Genomic DNA, 14,306 nt, shown 5'->3' with positions numbered 1-14,306 from the left:
CGAAGTCAATGCGCACAGCCGGGGTATTCACGTGGAAGACATTCACACGGAAGGCTGCGTCTTGGGGAACGTAGGATTGCCTGTGCTGCCGATCGCCGGTTGTTTGCCGACTATGCCTACATCCGCGTTGGCGAGGCCTATGGACTGAAGAATAGCCACTTTATAGGTGAGTCCAATATCGGAAATTCCTGAGATATCAAGCATTTTGCCGTTGATGACCACTACCGGCGTAGTGAGTTTGCCCTTGAACTGGCCGGCGACGTCCTTAAGTTCCGGGCGACGCAACGTATATTGCGCAGCGGCGGAGAGCCAGGGATCGTATTCACCGCCGAAGGCTTTGCTCGCAATATCCGCAGGCACCCCTGCCGCCTCGGCCTGCTCTTGCAATCGCCGATTATTCACCGGCTTGTAGTTGGCGGCCTCTTCAGGCTGGAAGGAGTCGCTATGAATGTTGGTGATGAAATCCAGAAGATGGTCGGGATCGGGATCGTGGGAAGCAATATAGGCCAAGCCGTTATCGGCTCGCGAAGAATAATGATCCGTCGACATATTGTCAAGGAATGTCACCGGATGAATTTCAAGATTGATCTGGCCGGAATCCAGCAGCGTACGCAACGTCGCATCCATCTGCTGATGCAGCACGGCACAACCAGGGCACATCGGATCGGTGTAGATTTCCAGCGTGGGGGCGTTGGCGGCCTTCTTGCCATACCCGACTTTCGAAAAAAGTATGCCACCCTTATCATTAGCGTATTGTGGCTTCACTTTCACGTTCTGCAATGCCCTGTATGCCTGGTCCTCGCTAATATCCTGCGCCGCATTGCGCTTGACAATAGACCGGTAACTCACCAGGGCAATAACCGCAATAAAAATTACTACAAGAATAAACGCGACAAAGCCGATGATACGGCGCTGCTTACGTTCTTTGGCTTCCTGTGCCCGCCGTGCCTGAATCAACAAATCGCCTGCGTCTGCACCATCAAACCAAGAAAAATCTGCTGGCGCCTGTGCGTAGCCATTGCCTGTCTGCCGAGCCATACTCCGTCCTCTATACTCTTTGCGCTAGCAACATTGCCTCTCTACCAAACCTTCGCGCATTACCGGCTAGTTCACGCCTTAGCATTCCTACCCAAACATGCTATATAGCATTCCTTTAAAAGTACAATGCCATGCAAAATGTACGAGAAACAACGCTATTTAGCATATCTCATGCGTCAAAACCTTACGAATTGTGTATCGTTTAGCGAAGTTTTTTTGCGCGAAACGCACCACTATTCCATATGACGTAAAATCAAAAAGTAGTACAGAAATCCTTTTATAGCAACGCTTTTGATGCATCGATATTTGTAAGTTCCCAAAGATGAAATAAACGTAGAACGATTGACTTTTATCAAATTCTGATATATTTTATCCTATTTTAATTTTCCCCGCAAATTGTGCGAATCGCGGAAAGTCATCGACCTCCAGCTTGGAACATTACCACGATACATGAAAGTAATCGAGCCTTGCTGTTAAAGTGAGAGGCTGTCTGGTTTTGTCGGATACGATTGAAACCAACGCCTCCTTAGCTCAGATGGCCAGAGCGGCCGCCTTGTAAGCGGCAGGTCGTCGGTTCGATCCCGACAGGAGGCTCACCGGTGCAATGTTGCGGTGAAAGACATATGTTGTTTTTGTGTTGTACATGTTTGCAGTTGAGGCAAGCAATTCGCTTCGGCTGAAGTAGTAACGGATTTGTTGTAAGAGCCACGAGAGTGGTTTGCGTGCGTTGCGGTGACGGCACCAGCCAAGCCCAACGGTTCCGGCGTGAAGGAGGCGCCGACGATATTACTCGCGCTCGAGTAAGTAAGCGTTGTTCCTCTTCATATGGGGGACGACGTCCAAGGGCGTAGCTTCCCCCAATTTGCTTCGCCCTTTAGGGGCGGGAATATCCCCTTCTCTCCCGCCCCTTTCCCTTTTCTGCGAGCAAAGAGCGGTCAGGAAGAAAAGCGCTATTTTGGGTCCGTTTTGGCGCTTTTCTTCCTGATTCACCCTTTCTTTGCACAATCTCGACCAAACAGACCGATCACGCATGGCACACTCATAGCGAAACCGATAGCCTGTAGACTAGATTGAGCAGCAGGAATACGCGGCATATTCCGCACACTACTTCAGGGGGTTTTCATGGCACGTCGATGGACTCCACGGCGGTTCGTCACCTTGCGCAGGATTCGCGTGGCGGTTTGCGTGGGCGTGGTGCTGCTGGCCAGCATCGTCTTCTTCGCCATCACCGCACGCAAGACGGTAGCCCTGACGGTCAACGGCGCGACCAAAACCGTGACCACCTACTCCGCATCCGTCCCCAGATTCCTTGAATCGCAAGGCGTGAAAGCCAAAACCCACGATTTCATCGACTCCACCGACGAGAAAGCGGGCCTCAAGAACCACGATGTGGTCACCGTGCGCAGCGCTTACCAGACCACCATCAACATCGAGGGCCAGGAAGTCCCCTTCTGGACGTACGCCACCAGCGCCGACCAGTTGCTCGGGTTCTTCAAGGCCAATGAGCGCAATGCCACGAAGGTGTCGGTCGACGTGGGCAACGTCTACAACCAGCTCACCGGCGGGTTCGTGATCAACAAGGCCGGCCCGGTCACCGTCATCGCCGACGGCAAGACCTCGATCGCCCCCAACGGCAAGCTTACGGCCGCTTCGATTCTCGATTCCAAGAACATCACGGTCGGCAAGGACGATCGCGTCAGCGTGAGCGTCGAGAACGGGCAGACCATCCTGCGCGTCCAACGCGTCACGCACGGCCAGGAGACGAAAGACGTCAGCTTGCCGTTCGCCACGCGCACCGTGGTTGATTCCAGCCTGCAGCCCGGCCAGACCGAAATTCGTCAGGCAGGCCAAAACGGCAACAAACGGCAGATCTACGACGTCACCTACGTCGACGGCCAGGCCGAAAGCTCCACATTGGAGTCCGAAACCGTCACGCAGGTGGCCCTCGACCAGGTTGTGGCCGTAGGGCCTGCCGCAACGCCGACTCCTGCACCGTCTACGGGCGATAGCGGTAGCAATGGCGATTCCTCCGGTAACAGCACCGATACGGGCTCGAACGGCAACAGCGATTCGAACAAGAACGACGGCAAAGACAAGGACAATTCAGGCAAAGACGACTCAGGCAGCTCGACCCCGTCAACACCCACACCTTCGACCCCAACGCCGCAACCCAGCCAGCCAAGTCAACCGTCACAACCACAGCAGCCTCAGCAGCCAAGCCAGCCGCCACAGCCCTCGACGCCTACCCCGACACCTACACCGGCGCCGGCACCCACGCCTCCGTCACCTAGCCATGGCGGCCTGTGGCACGCGAGCCCAAGCGCCGCACAGGGATATGCCTGCGCTATGGTGATGCAACACAGTAGCTGGGGTTGGGGCGAGCAGGATTGTCAGCCACTCATCACCATGTGGACCATGGAATCCGGCTGGAGTTGGAACGCACTGAACCGGCATATGGCCGACGGCACTCCAGAAAACGCGCCATACGGCATACCTCAGTCATACCCCGGCAGGAAAATGGCTACTTTCGGGTCTGATTGGAAAGACAACGCTGGCACACAAATCGATTGGGGCCTGAACTACATCCACAATGCGTACGGCAGCCCAAGGAAAGCCTGGGCCTTCTGGCAAGCTCATCATGGTTACTGATACGCGCAAATCGCCGAGTATCGCCCACAATCTGCGAGCCCAGATTTGGTGATTAGCATAACTGCGATGACCCGAATCCGAACCATTGAATCCCGAAATCGCAGACATGGCTGGAATTTTCGCCTTTCCATATAAAATTTCAGGCATCGCCGGAGCATTCGTCCCATCCGCTTCAATAGCAAGTTATAGCTGACACTTCAACTCGAATATGCTGTATAACTGACATTTCAGCAACGCATTCTCGACAACCCAACGGCTTGCCAAGCCCGCAAACACATCGATTCGCGTGCCAAGGGTATCTTTGAAGGCATGAATGAGCAAACGACAGACGGAGGCAGTTTGACAGACGACGCGACGGGACATACCGGCCATCTGCTGGGAGCGGGGGATATCCGGCGCATCGCGGCCGAGGCCGGAATCAGCCCGACCAAGAAATTCGGGCAGAACTTCGTCATCGACCCGGGCACGGTGCGGCGCATTGTGCGCGAGGCCAGGGTCACCGCCGATACCCGCGTGCTCGAAGTCGGTCCGGGGCTGGGTTCACTCACCTTGGCATTGCTGGAAACCGGAGCTGCCGTCACCGCGGTGGAAATCGACCCGGCCCTGGCCGCTCGCCTGCCGGAAACCGTCGCGCAATTCATGCCCGAAGCAGCCAATCGGCTTACCGTCGTCACCGCCGACGCGATGAGCCTGAGCCCGAAGACGTTGCCGGACTTCGCGCCGAACGCTACCAGCAGCAACAACCCGTTCACCCTGGTTTCCAATTTGCCATACAATGTGGCGACGCCGATATTGCTGACGCTGCTCGAGCGGTTCGAAAATCTCGATCATTTCCTTGTCATGGTGCAGAAGGAGGTGGCCGACCGACTCGCGGCCAAGCCCGGCTCCAAGATCTACGGCACCCCGAGCGTGAAACTGGCATGGTACGGGCAGGCCGAGCGCGTCGGTCTGGTGGGGCGCAACGTCTTCTGGCCCGCGCCGAACGTCGATTCCGCATTGGTCTCGTTTACGCGCTATGCCGAAAATGACGACAGGAACATAACCTCAAAAGCCAGTCGCGAGAAGGTGTTCCAACTCATCGACGCCGCTTTCGGCCAACGCCGCAAAACACTTCACGCAGCCCTGAAAAAGCTGGTACCCGCGGAAGCGTTCGCCAAAGCCGACATCGACCCGACCAGACGCGGCGAGACCCTGACCGTCAATGAATTCGCCGCTCTGGCGACCGCAGCAGAGCAAGCCACATACCCCGAGGCATAAAGAATCGCGCCATAAATAAGCCACTTAGCAGACCTCAGCGGCCCAAATCTGGCGATACCCACAATAGCCGCCATATTTAAGCCGGTCAGCGTCACTCAGCGACTTATGTATGGCGCAAAACGGCCAAGCGGCAGCCACGCCTCGCGCGTCACACTCTCACGGTAAAGTGAAAACGTCGATATTTCGCCAAATCCTTAACACGTCGGAGACCCCACGCGCTGATAGGAATGGCGCAGGCACGGGTTGACAGGAATGGACAATGCAGCAATTTAGCGACGAGCGCAAGGCACGCAAGGAATATGTGCATCATCGTCAGGTGCGCGTGTTTTCAACGATTTCAGCCGTCTTGGTCGTGGCGCTGGTGGCCTCGTTCTTCGTCTTCTTCCACACCATCGGCAAAAGCAATGCCGGGGTGCCACAGGCACAAACCAACTTCGGCGCGCCACTTGTCTGCGTTTCCAACGATTCGGACAAAAATCCCGCGACCTACATGCAAAATGGCAACATCGAGGTCAACGTCCTCAACGGCACGAAGTCGGTCGGCCTCGCCAAGGCAGTCGGCGAAGCCCTGCAAAACCGTAATTTCAACGTGTCCAGCGTCGGCGATTTTGGTTCACGGAGAATGGAACGGACCACCATTTATTTCGGAATGAACAACATTGCGCAGGCCTATACGGTCTATAGCAATTTCACCGACGCCAAACTGGTGCTGGACAACAGGCAGGACAAGGTCGTAAGCGTGGTCATCGGCTCGACATTCACCGATCTGGCGGATAAAGAATCAATACCCGCCGCCGGCACCCAAATCAAGAACATCAAGGGTTGCACGCCGCCGAACAAAATCGACGCCAAAAAGATTCCCAAGGATTTCCGTCAGAAAAAGCAGTAAATACTTGCAATCAGCCGAGCTTGCAATCAGCCGATTAGTCCCTCTTCCGCGGCCCAACGCTTGAGTTCAGCGACGGCGGTGTCGTGGTCAGCGGGGCCGTGGTCAAGGCGGAAATCAAGCATGTGCTTGTAGGCGCGGCCGACCTCCGGGCCAGGCTTGATACCCAAGATCTCGATGATTTCGTTGCCGTTGACATCCGGTCGAATCGCGTCGAAGTCCTCCTGCTGTTTGAGCTCCTTGACGCGGGCTTCCAGCTCGTCCATCGCATCCGAGAACATCAGCGCCTTGCGCTTGTTCTGCGTGGTCGCGTCGGCGCGGGTCAGACGGTTCAGACGCTCGTAAAGATGGCCGGAATCCTTGACATACCGGCGAACAGCGGAGTCCGTCCAAGGTTCATCGACGTAGCCGTGGAAGCGCAGATGCAGGTTCACCAGCTCGCTGACGTCCTGGATGAGATGCCTGTCGAAACGCAGCGCCTTCATCCGCTTGCGCACCAGTTTCGCGCCCACCGCGTCGTGATGGTGGAAGCTGACCTTGCCGTGCGGTTCGAAGCGGCGCGTGGCGGGCTTGCCGATGTCGTGCAGCAACGCGGCCAGACGCAAGGTCAAATCAGGCGCGGGCACCGGGCCGTCGGGACCGGTTTCCAGAGCGATCGCGCGGTCGAGCACCATCAACGTATGCTCGAAAACGTCCTTATGACGATGATGCTCGTCGATTTCCAGCTTCAGCGCCGGAATTTCAGGCAATACGATATCGGCTAAACCAGAATCGCACAGCGCCTCGATACCCTCGTGCGGGCGCTGCGAAAGCAGCAACTTGGTGATCTCATCACGCACGCGCTCGGCGGAGACGATGGAGATGCGGTCGACCATATCGGTGATGGCTTCGGCGGTGTCCGGCTCGATGCGGAAACCGAGCTGGGCCACGAACCGCACCGCGCGCATCATGCGCAACGGATCGTCCTCGAAGGACTGTCGCGGGTCGACCGGCGTGCGCAGAATACCTTTGGCCAGATCGCTGGCGCCGCCGAACGGGTCGACAAATTCCAGATCAGGCACACGCAGGGCCATCGCATTGACGGTGAAATCGCGCCGGGAAAGATCTCCCTCGAGCGAGTCGCCGTAGCTGACCTCGGGTTTGCGGGAATCGGGGTCGTATTTGTCGGAGCGGTACGTGGTGACCTCGACCTTGACTTCGGTGCCGTCCTTGCGACGCCGCATCGCGCCCAACGTGCCGAATTTGCGGCCCATGTCCCAGAAACCGTCGTGGCCGAAACGCTTCAGAATCGGCTCGAACTGCTCAGGTCGTGCGGAAGAGCAGAAATCGAGGTCATGGCTTTTGCGGTGCAGCAACAGGTCGCGCACAGGTCCGCCCACCAGCGAAAGCTCGTAGCCCTGCTCGGCGAACATACGCCCCAGCTCAATGGCCTCAGGCCACACCTCAAACTCCACGATTTGCCTCCAACGTTCAAATTTCACGCGCCTTCCAGCATACCGTCACCGTTGCCCGCGCCTCGCGGCATCAGACACACAGGCGCTCCAGCTGGAGGACAACCCTGTCAACGTCGGCATTCGTGCAATATTCATTGTTCATTGACAGTTACGCCACTCAAATGTACCCACTTCCAGAATATTCGCCATTTAGTGACAGCTAGCTGGCGCAAATGGACTTACTTTCAGAATATTCCCCATTTAATGACAGTTACGCCACTCAAATGTAAATGGACCCACTTTCAGAATATTCTCCGCTTAGTGACAGCTAGCTGGCACAAATGGACTTACTTCTAGAATTGTCCCCATTCAATGACACCTAGGCCACTCAAATGTACCCACTTCCAGGATATTCGCCATTTAGTGACAGCTGGCTGGCACAAATGGACATCATCGCGGAATAATCTGCAAACAGTGACAGTATCGTAGCATCGTCGTCGCGTCCATCATTCAGCAACAGCCCCAGGATTCGGATGCTGGCGTATCTCGTCTCCGCCACCCACGGCATTGACCCGCCATTGGCCAACAATCGATCGACCATCCAGCCGTCCTGTCGGCCGTTGTGCCCTAATCGCGGCACTAATACTCCCACATTACTGCGAGTAACCGGTCAACCCTGCCAAGAAACGTATAGCATCCTCCCTAAAAACATACGAAAACCAGCAAAATCGACCGGTTAGCTACACAAAGCCGCCACAATAACCTGATGCGAATACCACAAGGGCAAAAACGAAAAATCGGCAGCGTCAAGACGATTCCGCTGGTTTTGTGCTCTTTGCTATCCCGTCACCCCACCTGCACACCCTGTTGAGTAAGCTGGGTTGTATGATAACGCCCGCAGACCTGGCCCGCATGATGGCCAACTCCTCGGGCAACCATACCCAAAATGCGAACGGACGAAACACCGGCAGATACGACGGCGGACTCAACCAGCCCGACACATTGCTTTATACCTCACAATCCGAACGTCATATCGTCCGTTTCATCGAACCTGACGGCGCACCGACGCCAAAGATGATGCCGCATCACCGTGCTGGCCATGGTCCCACGAAATTCGCCACGCTCGACGCCCAAGAACTGCCGGTAGCCCGTGAATATTCAGCCGGCGGCTTGATTTTCGATTCACACAACCGCGTCGCGCTCATCGCACGCCATTCACGCAGCGGCCATCTTGAATGGTGCCTGCCGAAAGGCCATATCGAAAAAGGGGAGACCCCCGAACAGACCGCCGTGCGCGAAGTACACGAAGAGACCGGAATATTAGGCGAGATCATCGATTCCATCGCCACCATCGATTATTGGTTCACCGGCCAGGCCGAACGCGTCCACAAGCTCGTCCATCACTTCGCGCTACGGCAGACCGGCGGCTTCCTTACCGTCGAAGGCGACCCTGACCATGAGGCCGAAGACGCTATCTGGGTGGATTTCGATGACCTTGACAACGTGCTGAGCTATCCTAACGAACGTAAAATCGTGTGGCTTTATGCCAAGAAACTGAACAGGCAGGCAGAAGGTTGAACCACTCGAACCCCTGCGTCACCCGCATCTTTGCCGGCAACAAACGATCGTCCGTCTCCTCTCGGATTGCGGCGATTGTTGCATCCGTCATAGCTCTGCTGTGCGCATCGGCACTTATATTCTCTCCGAATACGGCATTCGCCGCAGAACAGGCAGAAACCACTCCTCCCACCGGCAGCACCTCGGACCCGGGCGGATCCGACACTTCGCAAACCCCCGCCTCCCCGTCTTCGCCAAGCGATGATACCAATACGGAACCGGCGAACCCTACGACGCCAAACGAACCCGCGCCATCGCAACAAACCGGGCCTTCCAACGGACAGACACGGAACCCGCAAACGACCACAACTCCACGCTCTTCACACAACTCCTCGTCTTCCTCAAGACGAACGGCACGAAACGGCACCGGCAGCAGCGCCCGAAATGACTCGGCCTCCAACGTGCACGACACCGACGGCGCACAAAAGGAAGCCACGGTGACCATCGCCGCCTCGACTCCTGTGGTCACTTCGACTTCGGGCTATCACCTGAGCGTGGCGATTACCAACCTGAGCGGCGCGGCGTTGCCGGCGGGCACATTGAGCGTGGCCGTCAACGATTACTACACGTTCGCCTCACGCTCGGACCTGCAGCAATGGGCACAGGGCAATTCGCGGATCCAGGTGCCCAATCAGATCGGGCAGGTCAACGTCCCGACCATCGCCAAAGGCGAGAAAACCAGCGTCACCATCGATGCGAACCCCGACCAACCAAGCCTGAAGAACATGCTTTCGTGGGGGCCAAAGCCTCTGCGCATCGATTATTCCTTCGCTCGTGATTCGACGGACAGCGGCAAAACCTCAGCAAAATCGAACCGCACCTATCTCAACACCACCCACACCTTCCTGACCCGTTCCAGCGATGGTCTCAAAACCGCGAACACCCCTCCGATGGATATCACCATCGCCATGCCGCTGACCAGTGACGAATGGCAGGTCGACGGGCAAAAACTCACGCAGTTCATGACTGCGGGGGAGGGCGATACCGCCAAAATCGTCAACGCACACAAGCTTTCGCAGCCCGTCGAGCAATTGATCAGCAAACATCCCGGACTGCAGGTGATCACAGATCCGACACTGGCGCAAAGCCTTCCCGTGCCCCCGAAATCCAGCGGAATCATGCAGTCCGGCGATTTCGACATCACCGCATATTCCGCCATCAATGACGGCACCTCATACGAAAAAGCCGGAATCGCAGCCAAAGACTGGAATTCGGAAACCGCGCTGAAGCAGTATCGTGACGCCGTGGGCGACGCCAAAGCCAATATGCCGGCCTACGCTTGGCCCGGGCGCGGGCACTGGACGATCAACGCGCTGGAAACAGCCAGAGCGCAGGGATATTCCACCGTGATCGAGCCGGACGCCACGGGCATGGATGACGGCAACACCAATTCCACCATCCGCACCGGCAAATACACCGTTCACACGTCTGCGGGCGATGTCACCGTGCTCACCGCACAGAACGAGCTGAGCAGGCTCGCCCAAGGCAAACCGACAGACAAAACCGTGGACGGGGAATCAAGCCCTGCCGGCCGTCTGGCACGTTTCATGGCACAAAGCGCTTTCTACCAGATGGAAAGCCCCTATGCCACGCGCAACCTGCTGATCTGTTTCAATACCGCCACCGCGAATTCCGAGAGCAACGCGCAGGATGCAGACACCTTGATGCAGACGGTGGAGCAGGCGCCTTGGCTCAAGTTGAACAACATCGGCGATCTGAATCAGGCCAAAGCCTATCTTTCCGGGGACAAGGCGGCGACCGCGATTCCGGATTCGTCCAATATCCACGCTTCTGCACTTCATAAAATCCGTCAAGAGCTGACCGCGCTCGAAGCGGGCAAAAACGACATCGACCGCTTCAATTCATCCATTCTTGATAAGTCTTCGGCAGATTCGTCCGGTTCGGGGAATTCGCGGACAACAGGAAATTCAGGAACATCCGGCGGTGCGAATGATTCCGGAACGCCGAAAACACAAAGCGGGCAAAGCAATTCGTCAGATTCCAAATCCGATACCCAATCGGGCTCAGGTTCAGCCTCCGGCGCGAAACCGGGCTCGGCTCCAGCAACCGGGGCAAAACCGGGTTCGAAAGCGGACGGCATTTCAGCTCAATCGAGCGATTCCGAAAACACCACGCCTTCCTCGCCTTCAAACAGCAATGGCAATAATCTGCTCAGTGGTAAAACCGACAATGTCAACGGCGGCAAAACCGACACCGGCGACGCGCAATCGCTCGCACGCCAAGACGCCGACGCCACGGCGAAACGCTCGAAGAACGGCTGCGACTGGATCGCCGCCATCTCAAGCACGCAAAGCACCATCGCCTTGCATGCGCTTTCCCGCAGCGACACCGTCGCCAAACACATGGTCGCGAGCGCCCAGAACCTCGCCTCCCAACTGATGAACGGCATCAAGATCACCCCTTCGGAATCCATCACCGTCTTGAGCGAATCCGCGAAAATGCCGGTAACCGTGAGCAACAACCACCCTTACCCGGTCACGGTCAAGATTTCGTCGCTCTCCGATTCGATGGAAATCGTCACGACACGTTTCGCCACGCTTTCCATTCCCGCCCGCAGCGAGGCCCAGACCACCTTCAACGTGCGCGTCTCGACTTCCGGCACCGCCACGGCGCGTCTCACACTCACCGACCGCAGGGGAGACGAATTCTCCACTCCGCAGTCGACACGCATCACCAGCACCTTGCGCTTAAGCGACATGAGCGGCATGATTTTCATTGCAATCGCGCTGGTTCTGGGTGTACTCGGCCTGTGGCGCCAATTCAATCGCAAGAAAGATCCTGACGAATGAGTTCTTCTGTAGGTCATAATTCCATGGTTATGGCCGTGGGCACGGCAGCGAGCCGTGTCACCGGCCAAGTACGCACCATCCTTCTGGCGGCGGCTTTGGGCACCACCGGTCTTGCGGCGAACGCCTATCAGGCCGGCTCCACGATTCCGCAAGTCATCTTCACGCTGGTTTCCGGCGGCATCTTCAACGCGGTGCTCGTTCCGCAAATCGTGCGCACGCTCAAGGCCAAGGACGCCGAAGACCGGCTCAACAAGCTCATCACCTTCGCCATCGTCCTCTTAGCCGGGGTCACTGCGCTGGTGGCCGCGCTCACCCCGCTGCTGGTGCGCCTTTACGTCCACGCCGGGCCGGATATGCTCGCACTTTCCACCGCGTTCACCTTCTGGTGCGTCCCGCAGATCTTCTTCTACGGGCTCTATACGGTCATCGGCCAAATCCTCGCGGCGAAAGACCATTTCGGCGCCTACTCCTGGAGTTCGGTGGGCGCGAACGTCATCAGCTGCATCGGTTTCACCGTGTTCATCCTGATGTTCGGCCGTTCCAGCCACCAGCCGCTCGGTTACTGGACCACCGGCAAAATAGCGCTTACGGCCGGCACGTGGACGCTCGGCGTGGCCTTCCAAGCGCTGATCCTCTTCATTCCGCTTTTCCGTATCGGCATCCATTACCGCCCGAGCTGGGGCATCCACGGCATCGGCCTGCGCTCGATGGGCCCTGTGGCGGCTTGGAGTCTCGGCATCGTCGTGGCCGGGCAGATCTCGAACATCGTCAATAACCGCGTGCTGACCAGCATCCCCGGAAAGGCCGCCGCGGCCCAGCACTTAAGTCAGTTCGACGTCGCCGGCAACGCCTCGTACCAGAACGCCTACACCATTTACATCCTGCCGTATTCACTGATCGCCGTCTCCGTGGCGACGGCCGTCTTCCCGAAAATCGCCCAGGCCATCGCCGACCACAACATCGACGCCGCGCGCGGCGACCTAAGCGAATCCCTGCGCAACGTATGGCTCATGATGTGCTTCTTCACCGTCGCCTTCGTGGTGATGCCCACGCCGATCGCGCTGGCCCTACTGCCCAGCGTCAGCGTCAAGGAAGCCGTGCTGATGGCCACGCCGATGAGCCTGCTTTCGCTGAGCCTACCGATTTCCTCGGCCTACCTGCTTATCCAGCGCACCTTCTACGGCTTTGAGGACGGCTACCATCCCTTCCTGTTCGTCGTCATCCAGAACATCATACAAATCGGCATCCTGCTGGTCGGTTGCCTGTTCATCTCGCCTTCGAATTGGGCTTCGCTGCTCGCGTTCTCGAGCGCGGCCGGCTACATCCTCTCGTTCCCGACACTGCTGATCATGATCCGCAAACGTTTCAACGGCGATATCGACGGCAAACGCATCACCGCGACCTATGCCAAAGGCATCATCGCCACGCTGGTCGCCATCGCGGGTGGCCTGCTGCTGCGCTATCCGACCTACGCGCTCTTCCACGCCGACATCGAACCGGGCTCGGGCGTACGCGGCGGGCACATGAACTGGCTGCAGGCAGTGGGCGTCTGCTGCGTGCTGACCATCGTCATCATCCTGCTGTATATCGCTACGTTGTGGGTACTTCGTACACACGAATTGATGCCGATCGCACGAACGCTCGCCGCCAAATTCGGTATCAGACTCCCCGGCGGCGCTAGCACCGGAAATCTCGGAGACCACGGCGCTTCCGGAACCGGCGATGACGTCGGCCAGGAAATCGAGGATGCGGGCATTCCCGACAATTTCGGCGTTCCCGACGAACCGGACGTGCCGGACACGTCGCAGACCGACGAATCGGACACGTCCCAAACAGACGGCTTCGATATGCCGAAAGAAACGTCGGTTCCCGAGCAGCACGCCACCATCAGGAGCGCTACAGTGGAAGGTATGCCTTTCACGAACGCCGATCCCGCCGATACGGAAACGAGGTCTGCCCGGCATCTGGGAGAAAAATTTCCCTTCGGAGTAAGCCATCCGAGGCACTATGATCCGATTGGCTTCGATTCGTTGGACAGCGGCCCATCGGATGATCATGCATGGCAGAGCAATCAGCCGATCGACACGGCGGCCGACAGCGCCTGCGAGTCCAAGCCGACGTTACGAGACACCGAGCAGTCACTCACCGCCCCGGAATCCCAAGAACCCGGACAATCAGAGAATCTCAAGCTATCGGATGATTCGGCGCTCGCCTCCATGGCCGAACACCCGCACTCAAAAGGCACCGATAAGACGGGCCTTCCGTCGCTTCCTATCGAACCCATCAATTCCGGCGACCAGTCCGATGACGAACTCCTGGCTTCATCGATCAAGCCGCTTTTCGACGCAGACGGCATCCCGTCGCACGACTCTGATGACAAGTCCAACGCCGAATCCGGCCACGAACGCTCGGCTTCGGCCGTTGATTTCGCTTGGCTTACCGCGGCATCTCTGGGCTTGCCACCGGTTGCCGGCGACAGCGCAATGGCGATGAAAAAGCAAATCTCCAAAGCCGTCCGCCATCGCGCACGCTGAGATGATGCCGCCGAAACCGACTCGTCAAGCCACCGATATCAGGCAAATCGACACGAAACCTTGCCACAAAACCTTCCCGTCC

At 57.5% G+C, this 14,306-nt stretch carries 8 protein-coding genes and 1 tRNA gene; 7 read left to right on the top strand and 2 right to left on the bottom strand.

Features of this window, described 5'->3' with window-relative positions:
- Positions 1-42: 42 nt before the first annotated feature.
- A complete protein-coding gene (locus tag OZX64_RS00310; protein ID WP_277172952.1) occupies positions 43-1,038 on the bottom strand; it encodes a thioredoxin domain-containing protein in 996 nt (331 codons plus the stop codon).
- Between the two features lie 520 nt (positions 1,039-1,558).
- On the opposite strand from OZX64_RS00310, the gene OZX64_RS00305 reads away from it, so the two are divergent.
- From OZX64_RS00305 to OZX64_RS00290, 4 genes are all read left to right on the top strand, one after another.
- A tRNA-Thr gene (locus tag OZX64_RS00305) sits at positions 1,559-1,632 on the top strand.
- Between the two features lie 528 nt (positions 1,633-2,160).
- Positions 2,161-3,687, top strand: coding sequence for a G5 domain-containing protein (locus tag OZX64_RS00300; RefSeq protein ID WP_277172950.1), 1,527 nt, complete (start codon positions 2,161-2,163; stop codon positions 3,685-3,687).
- 309 nt (positions 3,688-3,996) lie between these two features.
- Complete coding sequence (gene rsmA / locus OZX64_RS00295; RefSeq protein WP_277172948.1) at positions 3,997-4,944, top strand: 16S rRNA (adenine(1518)-N(6)/adenine(1519)-N(6))-dimethyltransferase RsmA; 948 nt, start codon at positions 3,997-3,999, stop codon at positions 4,942-4,944.
- 259 nt (positions 4,945-5,203) lie between these two features.
- Positions 5,204-5,833: a LytR C-terminal domain-containing protein gene (locus tag OZX64_RS00290; protein ID WP_277156630.1), complete on the top strand. Its 630-nt coding sequence runs from the start codon at positions 5,204-5,206 to the stop codon at positions 5,831-5,833.
- Positions 5,834-5,859: 26 nt separating this feature from the next.
- On the opposite strand, the gene OZX64_RS00285 is transcribed toward OZX64_RS00290, so the two are convergent.
- On the bottom strand, positions 5,860-7,284 hold the full coding sequence (locus OZX64_RS00285) for a CCA tRNA nucleotidyltransferase (protein WP_277172946.1): 1,425 nt from the start codon (positions 7,282-7,284) through the stop codon (positions 5,860-5,862).
- A gap of 864 nt (positions 7,285-8,148) precedes the next feature.
- Here OZX64_RS00285 and OZX64_RS00280 point away from each other — a divergent pair.
- From OZX64_RS00280 to murJ, 3 genes are read left to right on the top strand one after another with little or no spacing between them, the layout of a single operon-like run.
- The gene (locus OZX64_RS00280; protein ID WP_277172944.1) at positions 8,149-8,841 is read left to right on the top strand and encodes an NUDIX hydrolase; all 693 of its coding nucleotides are present in this window, start codon (positions 8,149-8,151) and stop codon (positions 8,839-8,841) included.
- Positions 8,838-11,690: a DUF6049 family protein gene (locus OZX64_RS00275; protein WP_277172942.1), complete on the top strand. Its 2,853-nt coding sequence runs from the start codon at positions 8,838-8,840 to the stop codon at positions 11,688-11,690. Before OZX64_RS00280 ends, OZX64_RS00275 begins: the two co-directional genes overlap by 4 nt.
- Positions 11,687-14,224 (top strand): murein biosynthesis integral membrane protein MurJ, encoded by a 2,538-nt coding sequence (gene murJ / locus OZX64_RS00270; RefSeq protein WP_277172940.1) that lies wholly within the window; start codon positions 11,687-11,689, stop codon positions 14,222-14,224. The genes OZX64_RS00275 and murJ overlap by 4 nt, the downstream gene beginning before the upstream one ends.
- Positions 14,225-14,306: the final 82 nt, after the last annotated feature.

The organism is Bifidobacterium sp. ESL0704 (assembly GCF_029392075.1).
In the GTDB taxonomy this organism is placed as follows: Bacteria; Actinomycetota; Actinomycetes; order Actinomycetales; family Bifidobacteriaceae; genus Bifidobacterium.
The sequence above is the reverse complement of the archived record's forward strand: the minus strand, read 5'-3'. Positions and strand labels throughout refer to the sequence as shown.

What these genes read in the sequence shown, in the direction of transcription:
- OZX64_RS00310 (WP_277172952.1), bottom strand. Translation starts at nt 1,038, where the DNA reads ATGGCTCGGCAGACAGGCAATGGCTACGCACAGGCGCCAGCAGATTTT.
- OZX64_RS00300 (WP_277172950.1), top strand. Translation starts at nt 2,161, where the DNA reads ATGGCACGTCGATGGACTCCACGGCGGTTCGTCACCTTGCGCAGGATT.
- rsmA (WP_277172948.1), top strand. Translation starts at nt 3,997, where the DNA reads ATGAATGAGCAAACGACAGACGGAGGCAGTTTGACAGACGACGCGACG.
- OZX64_RS00290 (WP_277156630.1), top strand. Translation starts at nt 5,204, where the DNA reads ATGCAGCAATTTAGCGACGAGCGCAAGGCACGCAAGGAATATGTGCAT.
- OZX64_RS00280 (WP_277172944.1), top strand. Translation starts at nt 8,149, where the DNA reads ATGATAACGCCCGCAGACCTGGCCCGCATGATGGCCAACTCCTCGGGC.
- murJ (WP_277172940.1), top strand. Translation starts at nt 11,687, where the DNA reads ATGAGTTCTTCTGTAGGTCATAATTCCATGGTTATGGCCGTGGGCACG.